The sequence below is a fragment of the Streptomyces sp. NPDC005794 genome (assembly GCF_042871445.1).
Lineage (GTDB): Bacteria > Actinomycetota > Actinomycetes > Streptomycetales > Streptomycetaceae > Streptomyces.
In genome coordinates this window covers 1-18934 of record NZ_JBIAIN010000002.1, presented here as the reverse complement: position 1 = coordinate 18934, position 18934 = coordinate 1, and the positions used below count along the sequence as shown (strand labels likewise).

At 68.4% G+C, this 18934-nt stretch carries 17 protein-coding genes, 1 rRNA gene and 1 riboswitch; of the genes, 4 read left to right on the top strand and 14 right to left on the bottom strand.

The annotated features are described in order from the left end of the window. Positions 1 to 4: 4 nt before the first annotated feature. A complete protein-coding gene (locus ACFYQ5_RS02605; protein WP_389192029.1) occupies positions 5 to 826 on the top strand; it encodes a PhzF family phenazine biosynthesis protein in 822 nt (273 codons plus the stop codon). 45 nt (positions 827 to 871) lie between these two features. On the opposite strand, the gene ACFYQ5_RS02600 is transcribed toward ACFYQ5_RS02605, so the two are convergent. Further along, entirely contained in the window at positions 872 to 1651 is a 780-nt protein-coding gene (locus ACFYQ5_RS02600; protein WP_389192026.1) for a CPBP family intramembrane glutamic endopeptidase, read from the bottom strand. Between the two features lie 95 nt (positions 1652 to 1746). Beyond that, entirely contained in the window at positions 1747 to 3252 is a 1506-nt protein-coding gene (locus tag ACFYQ5_RS02595; RefSeq protein ID WP_389192023.1) for a glutamate-cysteine ligase family protein, read from the bottom strand. Positions 3253 to 3744: 492 nt separating this feature from the next. Here ACFYQ5_RS02595 and ACFYQ5_RS02590 point away from each other — a divergent pair, with 492 nt between their 5' ends. Further along, positions 3745 to 4359 carry a hypothetical protein gene (locus tag ACFYQ5_RS02590; protein ID WP_389192020.1) on the top strand — a complete coding sequence of 205 codons (615 nt, stop codon included), beginning with the start codon at positions 3745 to 3747 and terminating at the stop codon, positions 4357 to 4359. A 287-nt stretch (positions 4360 to 4646) separates the two neighbouring features. Next, positions 4647 to 4853: a DUF5999 family protein gene (locus tag ACFYQ5_RS02585; RefSeq protein WP_389192017.1), complete on the top strand. Its 207-nt coding sequence runs from the start codon at positions 4647 to 4649 to the stop codon at positions 4851 to 4853. A gap of 71 nt (positions 4854 to 4924) precedes the next feature. Here ACFYQ5_RS02585 and gcvP read toward each other — a convergent pair whose 3' ends face one another. Next, positions 4925 to 7810, bottom strand: coding sequence for an aminomethyl-transferring glycine dehydrogenase (gcvP, locus tag ACFYQ5_RS02580; protein WP_389192014.1), 2886 nt, complete (start codon positions 7808 to 7810; stop codon positions 4925 to 4927). A gap of 193 nt (positions 7811 to 8003) precedes the next feature. Next, positions 8004 to 8099: riboswitch (glycine riboswitch) on the bottom strand. A 133-nt stretch (positions 8100 to 8232) separates the two neighbouring features. Here gcvP and ACFYQ5_RS02575 point away from each other — a divergent pair. Next, positions 8233 to 8610, top strand: coding sequence for a PRC-barrel domain-containing protein (locus ACFYQ5_RS02575; RefSeq protein WP_389192011.1), 378 nt, complete (start codon positions 8233 to 8235; stop codon positions 8608 to 8610). On the opposite strand, the gene ACFYQ5_RS02570 is transcribed toward ACFYQ5_RS02575, so the two are convergent. The 11 genes from ACFYQ5_RS02570 to rrf all read right to left on the bottom strand — a co-directional run bounded on the left by ACFYQ5_RS02570 (position 8526) and on the right by rrf (position 18782). Then, complete coding sequence (locus ACFYQ5_RS02570) at positions 8526 to 9992, bottom strand: DNA polymerase IV (protein ID WP_389192009.1); 1467 nt, start codon at positions 9990 to 9992, stop codon at positions 8526 to 8528. The two genes, ACFYQ5_RS02575 and ACFYQ5_RS02570, sit on opposite strands and share 85 nt — an antisense overlap. A gap of 75 nt (positions 9993 to 10067) precedes the next feature. Further along, positions 10068 to 10685: a MerR family transcriptional regulator gene (locus ACFYQ5_RS02565; RefSeq protein ID WP_389192006.1), complete on the bottom strand. Its 618-nt coding sequence runs from the start codon at positions 10683 to 10685 to the stop codon at positions 10068 to 10070. 168 nt (positions 10686 to 10853) lie between these two features. Beyond that, entirely contained in the window at positions 10854 to 11327 is a 474-nt protein-coding gene (locus ACFYQ5_RS02560) for a bifunctional nuclease family protein (protein WP_006123076.1), read from the bottom strand. 53 nt (positions 11328 to 11380) lie between these two features. Beyond that, positions 11381 to 12124, bottom strand: a complete 744-nt coding sequence (locus tag ACFYQ5_RS02555; protein WP_389192003.1) for a MerR family transcriptional regulator — start codon at positions 12122 to 12124, stop codon at positions 11381 to 11383. Between the two features lie 41 nt (positions 12125 to 12165). Then, a complete protein-coding gene (locus ACFYQ5_RS02550) occupies positions 12166 to 12924 on the bottom strand; it encodes an FHA domain-containing protein (RefSeq protein WP_389192000.1) in 759 nt (252 codons plus the stop codon). A 190-nt stretch (positions 12925 to 13114) separates the two neighbouring features. Then, positions 13115 to 13948, bottom strand: a complete 834-nt coding sequence (locus ACFYQ5_RS02545) for a DUF881 domain-containing protein (protein ID WP_389191997.1) — start codon at positions 13946 to 13948, stop codon at positions 13115 to 13117. 5 nt (positions 13949 to 13953) lie between these two features. Continuing rightward, positions 13954 to 14286 carry a small basic family protein gene (locus ACFYQ5_RS02540; protein ID WP_003970459.1) on the bottom strand — a complete coding sequence of 111 codons (333 nt, stop codon included), beginning with the start codon at positions 14284 to 14286 and terminating at the stop codon, positions 13954 to 13956. Beyond that, the gene (locus ACFYQ5_RS02535) at positions 14283 to 15203 is read right to left on the bottom strand and encodes a DUF881 domain-containing protein (RefSeq protein WP_389191994.1); all 921 of its coding nucleotides are present in this window, start codon (positions 15201 to 15203) and stop codon (positions 14283 to 14285) included. Before ACFYQ5_RS02535 ends, ACFYQ5_RS02540 begins: the two co-directional genes overlap by 4 nt. Positions 15204 to 15300: 97 nt before the next feature. After that, positions 15301 to 17796, bottom strand: coding sequence for a sugar phosphate nucleotidyltransferase (locus ACFYQ5_RS02530; protein ID WP_389191991.1), 2496 nt, complete (start codon positions 17794 to 17796; stop codon positions 15301 to 15303). Between the two features lie 112 nt (positions 17797 to 17908). After that, positions 17909 to 18517 carry a CDP-alcohol phosphatidyltransferase family protein gene (locus tag ACFYQ5_RS02525; protein ID WP_389191988.1) on the bottom strand — a complete coding sequence of 203 codons (609 nt, stop codon included), beginning with the start codon at positions 18515 to 18517 and terminating at the stop codon, positions 17909 to 17911. Positions 18518 to 18665: 148 nt separating this feature from the next. After that, positions 18666 to 18782, bottom strand: a 5S ribosomal RNA gene (gene rrf, locus ACFYQ5_RS02520). Between the last annotated feature and the right edge of the window lie 152 nt (positions 18783 to 18934).

The following is an 18934-nucleotide window of genomic DNA, read 5'->3' as shown; positions in this document are numbered from 1 at the left end:
CTTCATGAAGATCCGCATCGTTGACGCGTTCGCCGACCGCCCCTTCACCGGCAACCCCGCCGGAGTCGTGATCCTGGACTCCGGCACCTTCCCCGAGGCGGACCGCCTCCAGCTCGTCGCCTCCGAGGTCAATCTCGCGGAGACCGCCTTCGCCCACCCCCTGCCGCCGGACGGGGAGGCCGACTGGGCGCTGCGGTGGTTCACCCCCGCCACCGAGGTCGACCTCTGCGGGCACGCGACGCTGGCCACCGCCCATGTCCTGCACACCACCGGAACCGCGAGCGGTACGGTGCGCTACGCCACCCGTTCCGGCATCCTGCGCACCACCGCCCACGCCGACGGCACCCTGACTCTGGACTTCCCGACGGCGCCGCTGACGCCGGTGCCCGCCCCGCCGGGGCTGGCGGAGGCGCTCGGCGCGTCGCCCGTCTCCCTCCACGACACGGGTGAACGCATCGGCGACCTCCTGGTGGAACTGGCCGACGAAGCGGCCGTACACGCCCTGCGGCCGGACTTCCGCGCGCTCAGCGCCTGCTCCCGGCGGGGCGTCATCGCCACGGCGGCGGCCACGGACCCCACGGGCGGGTACGACTTCGTCTCGCGCGGCTTCTTCCCGCGGGTCGGCATCGACGAGGACCCGGTGACCGGCAGCGCGCACACCGCCCTGGCGCCCTTCTGGTCGGCCAGGTTCGGCCGCGACGACCTCATCGGCCTCCAGGCCTCCGCCCGTTCGGGCCTGGTCCGCACCTCGCTGCGCGGCGAACGCACACTGCTGACCGGCCGGGCCGTCACGGTGATCGACGGGGAGCTGCTCACCGGGCTGTGAATGAGCCGGGAGCGGGCCGCCACTTCCACGCGAGGGACCGGCTGCTCACGGGGTGGGCAGCCAGTCCACCCTTCCCGCGAGCAGCGCGTAGCCGACGAACGCCCCGATGTCGAGCAGGGCGTGTGCGACGACCAGCGGCCCGACCCGCCCCCAGCGCCTGTACAGCAGCACGAAGACGACGCCCATGACCATGTTCCCGATGAAACCGCCGATCCCCTGGTACAGGTGGTACGAACCGCGCAGCACGGAGCTCGCCACCAGGGCGGCCATCGGCGTCCATCCCAACTGCCCCAGCCGGCGCAGCAGATAGCCGACGACGATGACTTCCTCGACGAGCGAGTTCTGCACCGCGGAGAGGATCAGTACCGGAAACTTCCACCACACATCGGGCAGTGACTCCGGAACCACCGTCAGGTTGAATCCCGCGGCCCGCGCAACCAGATAGAACGCCAGTCCCGCACTGCCGATGCCCGCCGCGACCAGGGTGCCCCGGCCGAGGTCCGGCCAGGGCCTGGTGCGGTCGAGACCGAGGGTCCGCAGACCGGCCCGTTCCCGCATCAGCAGATGCGCCACCAGGGCGACGGGTACCAGGGCCGTCGCGATGCCGAACAGCTGCCAGGCAAGGTCCAGCCACGGCCGCCCGGGGGCGTACGACCCGTTCAGCGTCGCCGCCTGGTCCTTGAGGCCCCCCGGTTTCGTCAGCGACCCGATGAAGCTGATCAGGGCGGAAACCCCACTGGCCCCGAGTGAGAGAGCCAGCACGAGCAGCGTCTCCGACCGGAGGGTCCGCCGGGACACCCCTTCGTGAGGATTGGAATCAGCCACGCGCCCCGCCTCCACCTGTACACCTGCCGTCAGCCATGCGTCGTCATAGCTTGCCCGACGGGGCCGGGGCGGCGGGACACGGGGCAGCCCGCTCCTCAGGGGGCGGGGAAGCCGACCGGCCAGGTGTGCACCGGCTCACCCGCCTGCATCAGCTCGCCGTAGCGCCGGGTGGTGGCTGCCAGCGCGCCCTCCCGTTCGAGACCGGCCTCCAGGGCACGGTGATACGTGTCGACCTGCCAGGAGGCGCCGTTCACACGGAGCCTGCACCGCTCCTCGATGACGCCGAGGTAGCGGTCGCGGTCCGAGGGCTCGATGTTCCAGGCGTCGAGCCCGGCGGCCGCGAGGGGCAGCAGTTCGTCCCGTACGAGCTTGACGGCTGGCACCTTCGCCACGCCGCCGGAGCGGCCGGGGCGCGGCCAGAGCAGTTCGGCGTCGATCCCGTGGCGGCAGGCGGCGTCGAAGTTCTCGGCTGCCGCCTCGAAGGGCAGCTTGGACCACACCGGCCGGGACTCGTCGGCGAGCGCGCGCACCAGGCCGTAGTAGAAGGCCGCATTGGCGATCACATCGACGACCGTGGGGCCGGCGGGCAGGACCCGGTTCTCCACCCTCAGGTGGGGAACACCGTCGGCCAGCCCGTACACCGGGCGGTTCCACCGGTAGACCGTGCCGTTGTGCAGGACGAGTTCGGCCAGTGCCGGCACACCACCCTCGTTCAGGACCCGAAGCGGATCCTCCTCGTCGCAGATCGGCAGCAGAGGTGGGTAGTAACGCACGTTCTCCTCGAAGAGCTCGTACGCCGAGCTGATCCAGCGCTCCCCGAACCAGGTCCTGGGGCGCACTCCCTGATTCCGCAGTTCGGGCGGCCGCACGTCCGTGGCCTGCTGGAACAGCGGTGGCCTCGACTCCCGCCACAGTTCCTTTCCGAACAGGAAGGGAGAGTTGGCCCCGAGGGCGATCTGCACGGACGCGACGGCCTGAGCCGCGTTCCAGACGTCCGCGAAGCGGTCCGGTGTCACCTGCAGGTGCAACTGGACCGACGTACACGCCGATTCCGGGGCGATCGACGCAGAGGTCGAGATCAATCGCTCGACACCTTCGATATCGAGGGCGAATTCCTCGCCGCGCGCGGCCACCATTTGGTCGTTGAGGAGCGTATACCGGTCGACGTCCGACAGGTTCGCCGGCACGACGTCGTCCTGTCCGAGGGTCGGCAGGATGCCGATCATCACGATCCCGGCGTCGACCTCCGCCGCCTTCCGGTGTGCATATGCCAGCCCTGTGCGCAACTCCTCGGCCAGCTGATCGAATACCCGGCCGCTCAGCCGGTGGGGAAGAATATTTACTTCCAGATTGAACATCCCCAGTTCCGTCTGGAAATCCCGGCTGGCGATGCGTTGGAGCACCTCCGCATTCCGCATCCTCGGCATGCCGTCCGAACCCGCGAGATTCAGCTCGATCTCCAGTCCCATAAGATTTCTGGGACGATCGAACCTCCGCTCCGACAGGAGCCTCTCCAGCCCGGTCAGGCACTGGGTGAGCTTCTCGCGGTACGCCTGCCGATCGGACGGGGCAAAGGCGCCCGCCACGACCTTTTCGCCCATCGAAGGTTCCCTCCTCGAGTGGACGGCCCGAGGCACAGGGCCGCTCGTATCACGATCGATAATGCCCCGACGAGATGATCCGTAACGCCCCCACGACCCACGAGCACCCGGTAGTCTGATGACTGAAGCCGGAGGCACATTCCGAAGGCATGTGGCATATGCAGGGTGCGTGATCGAGGCACACGGCGGAAACACCGATGAGTTTCAGCCTACCGCCGCATCGAGAAAATAGCTGGCGGCGGGGGCCGGAAGCGGCTCGAATCCACAGAAACCGCGCAATTCAAAGGCTCAAATCCACCTTGCGTATAATATGTGGAACGGCTAGCTGAAACATCGCGTGAACATTTGTCGTATAAACTCTGCGAACGAGGCAGAGAGTTGACGCACCGGCCGGTCGTCCCGTCACCGGCCTTCCTCTGGCCCCGCACGCCGACAGCGCCGTCTGCACCCGCCCACGCATCACCGTGTCTCCGAAGTGAGAGGCAACCCACCATGCCGCTGCATGTTTCCCCGGCCCCAGCGCCCGCACTCCGCAGCGTTCTCGCGGCACTCGGTTCTCCCACCGCAGTCCGCGAGGCCCACACGCCCGCTCTCCGTTCCGTCCAGGGATCGCTGAGCCCCGAACTCCCGCTTCCCGTCCACGTACTGGACCGGATCGTGCCGAACCAGGCCGCACCGCGCACCCGCCTCGCCGGATGGCGTTTCCTGATCCGCAGCGGTGGGCGCGCCGTCGCCGCCGCGGACACCATGCTCACCGCCGACGGCTGGACCTTCTCGCACTTCTTCGAGGGTCCCTACATCGCCTCCACCGAACTCGCCGTACGGCAGGCGGAGTCGACGACGACGCCCTACCAGCCGCGTCTGCTGTCGGTGCCCGAGCTGTACATGTTCACGCTGTGGCTGCACCACGACATCGAGGCCGACGCGGGCAGCGGTGCTCTCGCACCGACCGATGTGCTGGTGCCCCTGGCACCCGCTCCCCCGGGCATCACGGCACACCGCCCGCACCGGGTCGCGGATCTGCTCCCGGTCATGACGCTGCGTGTCACCCCGACACCCCTTCCGGACGTTCCCGGGGTTCCCGGTCTCCTCGGGTCGCCGGCCTGACCCCCCTTCCTCACGCGCCCCTGCCGAGCTGTTCGGCGGGGGCGCGCCCGTGCCCGTCCGGACTAGTCAGGTCAGGTCACCCCGAACCATCCGAACGGACAGCAGAGTTGGATTGAACCGTCCGGCCGGGTGATGCGGCGTGGGAGGAGAACAGCGGCTGCCGCGAAATCCCTGCAGAGAGACGCCCACAGGGCAACACTGGGACCGGACCGACTGATACGGGGGCGGCCATGAACACATCGTCCAGCCGCAGGACACTCGACTCAACGCAGCGAAAGAACCCACCCATGTGCCAGCACAAACCACCCTGTCCGACCGCCGACTCCAACGACCGGGAAGCCGCACGCCTGACGGCCCACCACCCGGAACAGGGCTGGAGCCTCCTGTGCAACGGCGTCCTGCTCTTCGAGGACACCGGTGAGCTGCTTCCGGACGGGCAGATCATCGCCCCGCACCGCCCGCTCAAGAGCGGCCAGGTGATGAAGGCTGCCTGACCACTGCTGACCGGACACGGGGGCCGGCCCGGAGAAGTCTCCGCACCGGCCCCGACGCGTATCCGCGTTCCCTACTGGTCGTACGCGTCCAGCGGCGGGCAGGAGCAGACCAGGTTGCGGTCACCGTACGCGCCGTCGATCCGGCGTACCGGCGGCCAGTACTTGTCCGCAGGCGTGACGCCGGACGGGAAGACCGCCTCTTCGCGGGTATAGGCGTGGTCCCACTCGCCACCGAGCGCCGCAGCCGTGTGCGGGGCGTTGCGCAGCGGGTTGTCGTCCGCGCTCCAGGCGCCGGAGGCGACCTTCTCGATCTCGCCGCGGATGGCGATCATCGTGTCGCAGAACCGGTCGAGCTCAGCGAGGTCCTCGCTCTCGGTCGGCTCGATCATCAGAGTCCCGGCCACCGGGAACGACATGGTCGGCGAGTGGAAGCCGTAGTCGATCAGCCGCTTGGCGATGTCGTCGATGCTGACGCCGGTCGCCTTGGAGATCGGACGCAGGTCCACGATGCACTCGTGCGCCACCAGACCGGCCGGACCGTTGTACAGGACCGGGAAGTGCGGTTCGAGGCGCTTGGCGATGTAGTTGGCCGCGAGTACGGCGACCTGCGTCGCACGCTTCAGCCCCTCGCCCCCCATGAGGCGTACGTACGCCCACGAGATCGGCAGGATGCCCGCCGAGCCCCACGGAGCGGCCGAGATCGGGCCGACGCCGGTCTCCGGGCCCGCCGCGGGCTGGAGGGGGTGGTTGGGGAGGTACGGCGCCAGGTGGGCGCGCACCCCGACCGGGCCGACACCCGGACCGCCGCCACCGTGCGGGATGCAGAAGGTCTTGTGCAGGTTCAGATGGGAGACGTCGCCACCGAAATGCCCCGGCTTGGCCAGACCGACCAGCGCGTTGAGGTTGGCACCGTCCACGTACACCTGACCGCCGGCGTCGTGTACCTCGCCGCAGATGTCCGCGACGTGCTCCTCGAAGACGCCATGCGTGGAGGGGTAGGTGATCATGAGGACGGCGAGCTCGTCGCGGTGCTTCGCGATCTTGGCCCGGAGGTCCTCCATGTCGACCTCGCCGTCGTCCGCGGTCTTCACCACGACGACCTTCATACCGGCCATCACGGCGCTCGCGGCGTTGGTGCCGTGCGCGGAGGACGGAATCAGGCAGACGGTGCGCCCGTGCTCCCCGTTGGCCCGGTGGTACGCGCGCACGGCCAGCAGGCCGGCGAACTCGCCCTGCGATCCCGCGTTGGGCTGGATGGAGACGGCGTCGTAACCGGTGACCTCGGCGAGACGCTCCTCCAGCTCACGGATGAGGGTGAGGAAGCCCTGTGCCTGCTCGGCCGGCGCGAAGGGGTGCAGCGCTCCGAATTCGGGCCAGGTGATCGACTCCATCTCGGCGGTCGCGTTCAGCTTCATCGTGCAGGAGCCGAGCGGGATCATGCCGCGGTCCAGCGCGTAGTCACGGTCGGCGAGCTTGCGGAGGTAGCGCAGCATCGCCGTCTCGGAGCGGTGCTGGTGGAACACCGGGTGGGTGAGGACGGCATCGGTGCGCAGCAGCCCCTCGGGCAGCACGTCGGCCGCCTCGGCGTCCAGCGCCTCGATGTCGCCACCGGTTCCGAAGGCCGCCCAGACCGCGGCGATCCGGGTGCGGGTGGTGGTCTCGTCACACGCGACGGAGACGTGGTCGGCGTCCACGAGGCGCAGATTCACCCCGCGCTCACGCGCATCGGCGACCACGTCGGCCGCCGTACCCGGCACGCGGACCGTGACGGTGTCGAAGTACGTGTCGTGCACGACCTCGGTCCCGGCGGCGCGGAGGCCCTCGGCCAGGACGGAGGCGAACCGGTGGGTGCGCCGGGCGATCGTCCGCAGTCCCTCAGGTCCGTGGTAGACGGCGTACATACCGGCCATGACGGCGAGCAGCACCTGTGCGGTACAGATGTTGCTGGTGGCCTTCTCGCGACGGATGTGCTGCTCACGGGTCTGCAGGGCCAGGCGGTAGGCCTTGTCGCCGTCCGCGTCGACGGAGACCCCGACGAGACGGCCGGGCAGACTGCGGGCGAACTTCTCGCGTACCGCCATGAAGCCGGCGTGCGGTCCGCCGAAGCCCATCGGGACGCCGAAACGCTGCGTGGTGCCTACGGCGATGTCCGCGCCCAGTTCACCGGGCGAGGTGAGCAGCGTGAGCGCCAGCAGGTCGGCGGCGACGGACACGATCGCGCCCAGCTCGTGCGCCTGGTCGATGACGGGCTTGATGTCCCGCACGGCACCGGAGGCGCCCGGGTACTGGAGCAGCACACCGAAGACGCCGCGCTCGGCGACCTCTGCCGGGATGCCGTCGCTGAGGTCGGCGACGACGACCGCGACGCCGGTCGGCTCGGCGCGGGTCTCGATCACCGCGATGGTCTGCGGCAGGGTGTCGGCATCGACCAGGAAGACGCCGTCCTTCACCTTGCCGACCCGTCGCGCCAGCGCCATGGCCTCGGCAGCGGCCGTCCCCTCGTCGAGGAGCGAGGCACCGGAGGTCGGCAGCCCGGTGAGGTCGGCGACCATCGTCTGGAAGTTCAGGAGGGCCTCGAGCCGGCCCTGGGAGATCTCCGGCTGATACGGCGTGTAGGCCGTGTACCAGGCGGGATTCTCCATGACGTTGCGAAGGATCACCGGCGGGGTGAACGTGCCGTAGTAGCCGAGCCCGATCATCGGTGCGAGCACCTGGTTGCGGTCGGCGAGGCTGCGCAGCTCGGCCAGGACCTCGGCCTCGGTACGGGCCGCGGGGAGGTTCAGCGCCTCGGCACTCTTGATCACGTCGGGCACCGCGGCGGCGGTGAGCTCGTCGAGGGAGCCGTAGCCGACCTGCGCGAGCATCTTCGCCTGGGCCTCGGCGTCGGGCCCGATGTGGCGCTGCTCGAACGGAATGCCCTGCTCCAGCTGGGAGAGCGGAGTGCGACGGGGGGTCATGGTGGAGGCCTCCTGGTCTGTCACGACCTGCGAGGGGCGCCACGGCGTGGCTGCCCGAACGGCCTCCCCATCTGTCATCTCGACCTGAGAGCTTCACCGGCACGCCCTGGGGCATACCGGCTTTCACCGTCGGTGAGGGAGGTGCCCGTGGCGGCTCGTGCCGTACGGATCCCGCCCTGCTTTCCAGAGTGACCTCGTCCGTGCGGTACGGGGGCCTGAGAGATTCCGGGGAGGAGTTGCTCCTTCGGCGCCTCCGGATCGCTCCGAAGGACTCTCCCGCACAGGGTCAGCAGCCGTGTTCCAGCCTACCAGCGAGGCCGGAGCGGGCCGTCTCGAGTGGCCGACATCCCGGATCTGGCCTTTCGTAGTGCCTGTGGAGCAGCCGCGACCACCTGATGCCGTCGTGACCAGTGGGAGGCACCGTGCAGACCGACATCGATCCGCGCAGCCTGATCGGCCGCAAGGCCTTCGACCGTCAAGGTGCCAAGATCGGAACGGTGGACGAGGTCTATCTCGACGACGCCACCGGCCTGCCCGAATGGGCCGCCGTACGCACCGGTCTCTTCACCAGGGACGCGTTCGTCCCGCTGGAGCCGAGCGAGTTCGTCGACGGTTCGCTGTTGATCCCCTTCGACCGGGCCCTGATCAAGGACGCGCCCGACTTCGGCGTGGGCCGCCATCTGTCTCCCGAGCAGGAACTGCAGCTCTACCGTCATTACGGGCTGGACACCTCCCCCTCTCCCTCCGCCGGGACGGACCCCGACAGGGACTTCGGCAAGCTCGCCGGCCACGAGGAGTAGTCCACCGGGTCCCGCACCAGGGGAAGCGGATCGGCCGGCTGCAACTCAGGATCGTCGATACGGAACGTACGCACCCGGCCGGGCGGCGTCCCCGGTTCCTCGAAGCGCACGGTGACCCTGCCGACGCCGCTCCCCTGCACCCAACCGTGGCCGTGGACGTCGTGCCGTACGTCGTGCCCGGCCTGCCAGCGCCGCGAGGCCGGCGGCTCCTCGCTCGCCCGGGCCTCCGCACCTGCCGCCGCCTCCACCGTGCCTTCCCCCTCGTCCGGGGCGTCGGCCGCCGCTGCCTCCTCGGCGGCGTGCTCCGCGTCGGCCGCCTGAGCGAAGAGATCCTCCTGTGTGTAGTCCGCCAGCCCCGTGACACCCACCCCGAGCAGTCGTACGCCGCCGGTCGTGTCCACGGCCTCCAGAAGGCGCGCGGCGGCCTCCCTGACCACCGTGGGGTCGTCGGTGGGGCCACGCAGGGTCTCGGACCTGGTGAGCGTCGAGAAGTCGAAGCGGCGGACCTTGAGGACGACGGTCCGCCCCGACCGCCCCGCGTCTCGCAGTCGCTGCACACAGCGGTCGGCGAGCCGCACCACCTCCGCCCTGACGCGCACCCGGTCGTGCAGGTCCACGTCGAAGGTGTCCTCCACCGACACGGACTTGGCGTCCCGTTCGGCGACGACGGGACGGTCGTCGTAGCCCTTTGCCATGCGGTGGAGCGCGACGCCGTGCGCCTTTCCCAGCAGCCGCACGAGCTCCGCCTCGCCCGCCTCGGCGAGGTGACTGACGACGGTCATGCCGGCGCGCCGGAGATGGTCGCCGGTTGCGGGCCCCACACCCGGGAGAATGCGCACGGACATGGGTGCCAGGAGCTCACGCTCGGTGCCGGGTTCGATCAGCAGCAGTCCGTCCGGTTTCGCTTCCTCGGAGGCGATCTTGGCCAGCATCTTGGAGCCGGCCAGGCCGACGGAACCGCTGAGTCCCGTGACGCCCCTGATCACGGTGCGCAGCTGCTCACCGATCGCCCGCGCGGAGGCCGAGTCGTCGGCGACGCCCCCGGCCTCCAGATCGACGAAGGCCTCGTCCAGGCTGAGCGGCTCGACGAGAGGTGACAGCCGCCCGAGAAGCTCCATCACCTGGTCGCTCACCGTCCGGTAGAGCGCGAAACGCGGGACGAGATAAGCGGCGTTGGGCGCGAGCCGCCTGGCCTGTGCCATGGGCATCGCCGAATGCACGCCGAGTCGCCGCGCCTCGTACGAAGCGGTGGCGACCACGCCGCGCATCCCCAGACCTCCCACCACCACGGGTTTACCGCGGAGGCTGGGCTTCGCCGCCTGCTCCGCGGAGGCGTAGAAGGCATCCATGTCCAGATGCAGGATGGTAGGCGCGACTCTCACATGGACCGATGCTGCCCTACGCCACTGACAACCGCCCCGCCCGGCACCCGAGCCACGCCGTCCCGCCCTGGTGCCTCAGCCCGCGCGATTGCGCCGCCGTGCCAGTTCGTCAGCGGGATTGTGCCCGATCAGGGTCTCCCCCGTGTCGACGCGCTCCCCGTGAAGCTGGGACAGAGCCGCGTCGACGTCCTTCCAGACGACGCCGACGGCGATACCGAAAATGCCCTGACCGCCCTGGAGCAGATTCACGACCTCGTCGGGCGAGGAGCACTCGTAGACCGTCGCCCCGTCACTCATCAAGGTCATCCGCTCGAGATCCGTGAATCCACGGGCTCTGAGGTGCTGCACGGTGGTGCGGATGTTCTGGAGAGCGACGCCCGTGTCCAGGAACCGCTTGACGATCTTGAGGAGAACCACGTCCCGGAAGCTGTAGAGACGCTGTGTCCCCGACCCGCACGCCGGACGTACGCTCGGCTCCACGAGTCCCGTGCGCGCCCAGTAGTCGAGCTGACGGTAGGTGATCCCGGCCGCCGCGCACGCTGTCGGCCCCCGATAGCCGATGTCCCCTGCCACTGCCACACCGTCCGCCGCCACCACCGCCGGCTGAACCGGCTGTCTGATGGAATGGTCGGCCGCACTACCGTGCTGCCGATACGGCCCACCCGCGACCGTACCGTCGCCGCTGCTTCTCACGCCGACCTCCGTCCTTGACCTGCCACCTCGAAGGTAGGCAGTCACCGGGGGTGCGTCAACGATCGCCACACTCGGCACGCCGAGTGATAATCACCCTGAGAGTGGTTTCCCGTGACTGATTCCGGGGAACGGCTTGTCGGATGCGCTGACACTGCCGCCGCGGGACGGTCACTGACTGTTGGTGCCGAAGTCCTCCGGGGAGATCTGGTCGAGGAATTCGCGGAACTTCTCCACCTCGTCCTCCTGCTCGTCCGGGATGGCGATGCCTGCGTCGTCCAGCACCCCGTCACTGCCGTAGATCGGCGTACCGGTGCGCAGGGCGAGCGCTATGGCGTCGGACGGCCGCGCGCTCACCTCGACCCCACTGGCAAAGACCAGCTCCGCGTAGAAGACCCCTTCACGTAGGTCCGTGATGCGGACCTCGGTGAGCTCCTGGCCTACCGCCTCGAGCACATCCTTGAAGAGATCATGGGTCAGCGGCCTGGCCGGAGCCATGCCCTGCTGGGCGAAGGCGATCGCGGTCGCTTCCCCAGGGCCGATCCAAATAGGGAGGTACCGGTCGCCTCCCACTTCACGCAGGAGCACGATCGGTTGGTTGGAGGGCATTTCCACCCGGACACCCACAACGTCGAGCTCGTTCACACAGCAACCCTAGGACGTGCCCGCCATGTTTGGATAGTCGGGCTCCTCCGCCCTCAGTGGAAGCCGGCCTTCAGAGCGCTCTGCACGAGCGCGGCGTGGAGCCGGACGGAGAGCTCCGCGAGCTCCTTCGCGGTGGCCTCCGCATGGGCCCTGGTCTGCGGATTCCGGTGCCGACGCAGGGGTGCGACGACCTGCTCGACCAGCCCCGCCTCGCGCTCCGCAGCCGCCTTCACGGCCCGCAGATGCCGAGGTTCCAGGCCAAATCTGCCCAGGTCCGCCACCAGACGCGCCACGGTCACCGCCTCGGCGTCGTAGCTGCCCCCGGAGACGGCCACGATCAGCCCGTACGACTCCCACTCGTCGAGCTGCTCCTCGCTGGCCCCAGCGGCGGCCAGGAGCTCGGAGCGTCCGATACGGGCGGCGGTGGCCTGCCCTGGACCCTGGTCGCGGAAGGCGTCGACGGGCTCACCCTGCCCGCCGCCGGCCGGCAGCACCGCCTGTTCACCGCGCGCCAGGGCTTCCAGGTGCTCACGGATGACCTTGAGCGGCAGGTAATGGTCCCGCTGCATGCGCAGCACCTGAGACAGCCGCTCGACGTCGGCAGGGCTGAACTTCCGGTAGCCCGACGGCGTCCGCTGAGGCTCGATGAGCCCTTCCGCCTCCAGGAAGCGGATTTTGGAGATGGTGACTTCGGGAAATTCGTCGCGCAGTTGCAGAAGCACCGTGCCGATGCTCATCGCGCGCTCGCCTGCGGCGGCGGTGCCGTTACCGGCACCGCCTGTGGGTGTTCGCAGCATGGACCTTCCTGAGGGTCCCCTCGGACGAAGTCCGAGGGAGGTCACACGCCCCGCTGGCTCGCGTAGAAGACCAGCCGGTACTTTCCGATCTGGACTTCGTCACCGTTGGTCAGCGCGACGGAATCGATGCGCTCGCGGTTGACGTAGGTGCCGTTGAGGCTGCCGACGTCGCCCACGGTGAAACTACCCTCCGGGCTCCTGCGGAACTCGACATGACGCCGCGACACCGTCACGTCGTCGAGGAAGATGTCGCCCTCCGGGTGACGGCCGGCCGTCGTGAGGTCACCGTCCAGCAGGAAGCGACTGCCGGAGTTCGGGCCACGCCGGACCACCAGCAGCGCGGAACCGGCCGGGAGGGCGTCGACGGCCGCCTGTGCCTCCGGGGAGAGCGAGGGAAGGGCGGTCTGGCCCGTCGCCTCGGCCTCGTACGCCTCGATACCGGAGATCGAGATGGTCGAGGTGGTTTCCGAGGGACGCTCGGGCACTCCACCCCTCAACGGCGAACCGCAGTTGGAACAGAAACGGCTGGCCTCGGCGTTGCGATGGCCGCACCTCGTACAAACCGGCATGGACGAGCCCTCCGGAGCGGGGACGAACCCTCCACCCAAACCTATGCGTCCTGCACCTCCGGGGTCGACGGACGACGCGCCGGACCCGCCGGCGGCACCCTGGACCTCGTCGCGGAAGAGCGGGCGCTCCGAGCCCTGCTCCTCGGCACCCTGACGCGGAGCGCGGTGGCGGGCAGCGCTGTTGCTGTCCTCACGGGCGCTCTTTCCGAACAACTTCGCAAACAACTTCACGGGCGTTTCCCCTTGACCGAAATAGACCCGCCCGTGGGGCAGGACGAACCCTGAATGAACACACCTGCCGACCCGGACATCTTCACAACGTCCGTATCCACCCGACAGTTTCCACCACGCGTCACCGATCTGTTGCGCCGACCCCCCGCAACCTGCCGGCCGTGTCCTTCGAACACCGCGCACCCCCGCCTCACTGGGTCGAGGACCGAGCGTAATCAGGCTGCTTCGCCGGTCGCAAGGCGTCCACGACGATGTCGTCGGCGCGCGCCACCTCCGCTGTGGCCTGCTCCCCCACGAGCGTCTGCACCACACCCCCCGGGATGTTCAGAGCCGGCTCCAGGTCCTGCGGCTTGCCGATGACCTCGAACACGAAGGGAGCCTTGATCTTCCGGCCGTCAACTCTCAGATCTCCCCCGTCACCGGAGAAATATGTATTGGCCACCACGCGCACACCATTGATCTCGATCGCCTCGGCACCCGCGGCTCGCAGCTCCTGGATGGTGTCCAGGAGCATGTCGGCCTCCACCGCGCCGCTCGGGTCACCGATGGTCAGCGTGATGCCTGGGCCGTGCGCCGCGACGGTACCCGCCAGGATACCGAGCTGCCGCTCCTTCTCGAGCGTCTGCTTGCGCGCCTCCTCCGCCTGGTCGGAGCTGTTCTCCAGTTCCGTGCGCTGGTCGTCGAGGCGCTGCCTCTCGTCCTCGAGGCGCTGGGTGCGGTTGTCGAGCTCGTCGAGGATACGGACCAGGTCCTCCTGGCGGGCACCGCGCAGGGCGCTGTTGTCGCTGTTCGACCTGACCTGGATGGCCAGACCCAGACCGAGGACGAACAGCAGGAGCGCCACGATCAGTTGGGCCCTGCTGACCCTGGGCGGCCAGAGGCCGGCCCGGAGCCGCTGACGGCCGGAGACCTCCTCGGACCGGGCCGTCGGGGGCGGTTCCGGTGCGGGAGCTTCGGCCGGGAGCGCCCCGGCGGGTTCCCCGCCGTGGTTCCGGCCGCTGCTCGGGTTCTGTTCGTTACTCATCGGCCTCACGCCCGGAAGACGTGCCGGCGGATGGCCGCGGCGTTGGAGAAGATCCGGATGCCGAGCACGACCACCACGCCGGTGGACAGCTGGGCTCCCACGCCCAGTTTGTCACCGAGGAAGACGATCAGCGCGGCCACGACGACGTTCGAAAGGAACGACACCACGAAGACCTTGTCCACGAAGATGCCGTCGAGCATCGCCCGCAGACCGCCGAAGACGGCATCGAGCGCGGCCACCACGGCGATCGGCAGATAGGGCTCGACCACCGCCGGCACTTCGGGCCGGACCAACAGTCCGACCACGACTCCCACGACGAGGCCCAGTACGGCGATCACGATGTGCCCTTCCCTGTGTCTGCCGCACCACTGCCCGTGTCTGCGGCCTGAGGCTCTGCTGTACGTACGATCAGGCTCGGCGCGGCCGGAAGACGCACGTTCTCCTGCTCGGAGATGCTGGTGCGGATGTCGAAGCTCTCGTGCAGCGCCTGAAGATACTGGCCGTCAGCGCTGTCCTGGAAGGCGGTGGTGAGCCTTTTTCCGTCCCCCACCGCCAGCACCGTGTACGGCGGCACGAGCGGCCTGTTGTCGACCAGTATGGCGTCGCCCGCCGCGCGGATGGCGGAGAGCGCCGTGAGCCGCTGCCCGTTGATGGAGACCGCCTCGGCGCCGGACTGCCACAGGCCGTTCACCACACGCTGCATGTCCCGGTCACGTACCCGCCCGGTGTCGGCGAAGCCGGTGGACTCACGGGGCCCGCCGCCGCCCTGGTCGGTGTCCTCCGCGTCGTCCACGACCAATTTGATTCCGGGGCCTTCGACCGGGGTGGCACCGGACAACAACGCCACCAGGCCGCCCTGGTCCCCGCCATGCTTCTGAAGTGCTTTACGCTGCCGCTCGCCGACGTCCTTGCGCAGCTTCTCGACATCCGCCTCGAGCGTGTCCGCCGTGGAGGTCTCGGCGTTCACCCGGTCGATGAGCTCTTCGCGTTCCTTGGCCACGACGGGCGCCGCGACCTGTGCCTCGGCGGCTCCGAGCGTCACCACGAGGGCGGCCAGCACCAAGCCCGCGGCGAGACCCAGCTTCGCCTTCAGCGTGCGCGGCATGCCGTCGCTGCCCTCGGCACGGCGACGTGCCGAGGCCTCGGCGTATCCCTCGTCGAGGCTGTGTTCCATCACGGTGGTCAGCAGCGACATGGACGCGTCCGGGCGAGGACGCGGCGGAGCGCTACTCCGATCGGGGGGCGGCTGCGACATGCCGCACATCGTCGCACGTCATGCCCGCTGCCGCCGAATGGCCCCACCGTTGGTCCGGAAGCCGTGCGGCACGGCTTCCGGACCGACGGTCACCTGCTCAGTCGCCCGCGCTGTCGACGACCGCCGCCCACTCGTCGAGCAGCGCCTGGGCCGAGGCGTCGTCGGGCCCTTCTGCCCACAGGTGCGTGACCGCCTCCGACGGGTCCGGCAGCACCATCACCCAGCGGCCGTCGGTCTCGACCACCCGCACACCGTCCGTGGTATCCACGCTGCGTTCGCCCGCAGCCTCCACGACCCGGCGCATGACGAGCCCCTTGACCGCCCAGGGCGTGGCGAGGTCGCGGCGCAGCACGTGGGCGCGCGGGATACGGGCATCGATCTGGCTGAGGGTGAGCTGTGTCCTGGCCACGAGGCCGATCAGTCTGACGAAGGCCGCAGCACCGTCGAAGACACTGCTGAACTCGGGGATGATGAAGCCGCCGCGGCCGTCACCGCCGAAGATCGTGGTGTCCTCGCGGCCTACCCGGGTCAGATCGTCGGGTGACGTGGTCGTCCACTCGACCTGCGTTCCGTGGTACGCGGCTACCTGTTCGGCGACGCGGGTGGTCGTCACCGGCAGGGCCACGCGTCCGCTTCTCCGCTCGGCAGCCACGAGGTCGAGCATCACCAACAGTGCCCTGTCGTCCTCGATGATGCGGCCGCGCTCGTCCACGAGGGACAGCCGCTCACCGACAGGGTCGAACCGCACCCCGAAGGCGGCCCGCGCGGACGACACGATCTCGCCGAGGCGGACCAGCCCTGCACGCCGGGACTCGACGGACTCGGTCGGCCGGGACTCGTCGAGCCCCGGGTTGATGGTCAGCGCGTCCACACCGAGGCGTCCGAGGAGGCTGGGAAGAACAAGCCCGGCGCTGCCGTTGGAGGCGTCCACGACCACCTTGAGGCCCGCGTCGGCGATGCCCGCCGTATCGACGTTACGGAGCAGGGAACCCGTGTACGAGTCGAAGACGCTCGACGGGAAGTGCAGATCCCCGATCTCCCCGGGGAAGGCCCTGCGGTACTCCTGACGGGCGTAGACCCGGTCCAGCTTCCGCTGCCGCGCCTGGGAGAGATCGGCTCCCCGCTCGTCGAAGAACATGATGTCGACCGAATCCGGCACGCCGGGAGACGTACGGATCATGATGCCGCCGGCACTGCCCCGCGCGGTCTGCTGACGGGCCACCGGCAGCGGCACGTTCTCCAGGTCGCGAACGTCGATGGCGCTGGCCTGCAGCGCGGAGATGACCGCTCTCTTCAGTGCACGCGCGCCACGGGAGTGGTCACGCGCGGTGGTCACCGTCGCGCCCTTCTTCAGCGTCGTCGCATACGCTCCGGCGAGCCGGACGGCGAGCTCCGGCGTGATCTCGACGTTCAGGATGCCGGAGACACCGCGGGCACCGAAGAGATGTGCCTGGCCGCGCGACTCCCAGATCACCGAGGTGTTGACGAAAGCGCCGGCTTCGATGGTCTTGAACGGATAGACCCGGACATTGCCCTGGATGATCGATTCTTCCCCGACCAGGCACTCGTCGCCGATCACGGCACCGTCCTCGATGCGGGCTGCCCGCATGATGTCGGTGTTCTTGCCGATCACGCAGCCACGCAGATTGCTGTGCTCACCGATGTAGACGTTGTCGTGCACCACCGCCCGGTGCAGGAACGCCCCGGATTTCACGACGACATTCGACCCCACCACGGTATGTTCGCGGATCTCGGCGCCTGCTTCGATCTTGGCGTAGTCGCCGATGTACAGCGGCCCGCGCAGTACGGCGTCGGGGTGGACATCCGCGCCTTCCGCGACCCAGACCCCAGGAGAGATCTCGAAGCCGTCCAGTTCGACGTCGACCTTGCGCTCCAGCACGTCGGCCTGTGCCTTCACGTAGCTTTCGTGGGTGCCCACGTCTTCCCAGTAGCCCTCCGCGATGTAGCCGCAGATCAGCTTGCCGTCCTTCATGAGCTGCGGGAACACGTCACCGGACCAGTCCACCGAGGTGTCGGCCTGCACATAGTCGAAGACCTCGGGCTCCATCACGTAGATGCCCGTGTTCACGGTGTCCGAGAAGACCTGACCCCAGGTCGGCTTCTCGAGGAAGCGCTCGACCTTTCCTTCCTCGTCCACAATCGTGATACCGAATTCGAGAGGATTCGGAACCCGGGTCAGGCACACCGTGACGAGTGCGCCCTTCTCCTTGTGGAAGGCGATGAGGTCCGTGAGATCGAAGTCGGTGAGGGCATCGCCGGAAATAACCAGGAAGGTATCGTCCTTCAGAGCTTCCTCGGCGTTCTTCACGCTTCCCGCGGTGCCGAGGGGCTTCTCCTCATTGGCATAGCTGAGCTCCATCCCGAGTTCTTCGCCGTCGCCGAAGTAGTTCTTGACGAGGGAGGCGAGGAACTGGACGGTCACCACGGTCTCGTTGAGCCCGTGCCGTTTGAGCAGCCTCAGCACATGCTCCATGATCGGCCGATTGGCCACGGGCAGGAGCGGCTTGGGCATGCTTGAGGTCATGGGGCGAAGGCGTGTGCCCTCGCCGCCTGCCATCACGACGGCCTTCATGTCGGAAACGTCCTCCTTGAAGAGACGACGGTCTAGCCGACTTCACCCGTCGGGGCAACACCACAACTATCCGGTGCGGGCCGGCGACTCTGCACGGCGCCAGGTGAACGAGCTAATCGGCTACTTCATCCGCCTTGACCAGACGGCGGACCTGGACCACGTAGAGGATCCCTGCCCACCAGTAGAGGGTTGTACCCCACCCGGCGAACGCCCATCCGAAAATGGTGCCCAGCGAAGCAAGCCAACCACTTCCGTCACTGAGCAGCAACAAGGGGAAGGCGTACATCAGGTTGAATGTTGCAGCTTTCCCGAGGAAGTTCACCTGGGGCGGCGGATAGCCGTGCCGGCGCAGGATTCCGACCATGACGAGGAGCATCAGCTCACGGGCGAGGAGCGCCGCCGTCAGCCAGAACGGCAGGATTTCCCGCCAGGTGAGCCCTACGAGGGTCGACAAAATATAGAGGCGGTCAGCAGCCGGGTCCAGGAGCCGGCCGAGACTGCTGATCTGGTTCCAGCGACGGGCGAGCTTGCCGTCAAGGTAGTCACTGACCCCGCTCAGCATCAGAACCAGCAGGGCCCAGCCGTCGCTGTTGGGCCCACCGAACACGGGGCGAAGAATCAGCCACAGGAAGAGCGGTACGCCGACGAGACGAGCCATGCTGAGGATGTTGGGGATGGTGAGTACTCGGTCCGTCTGAACTCGAGTCTCCTGGACCTCCACCCGAGGGCCTCCTGTGAAAAATGTGCCAATGATGCCCCCTGACCCTACCCTCACCGTACGAGCACCGATGCACAGGGGTACGGGAAGAGGGGTTGTGAACGCAGAAAAGCCCCGTGCCACAAGGGCACGGGGCTTTCCCGGAATAATTGTTCGGCGGCGTCCTACTCTCCCACAGGGTCCCCCCTGCAGTACCATCGGCGCTGAAAGGCTTAGCTTCCGGGTTCGGAATGTAACCGGGCGTTTCCCTAACGCAATGACCACCGAAACACTATGAAATTAACCAACACCGGAACAAAACACGGCCGTTCGTTATTTCAGAACTAACACAGTGGACGCGAGCAACTGAGGACAAGCCCTCGGCCTATTAGTACCAGTCAGCTCCACCCGTTACCGGGCTTCCACATCTGGCCTATCAAC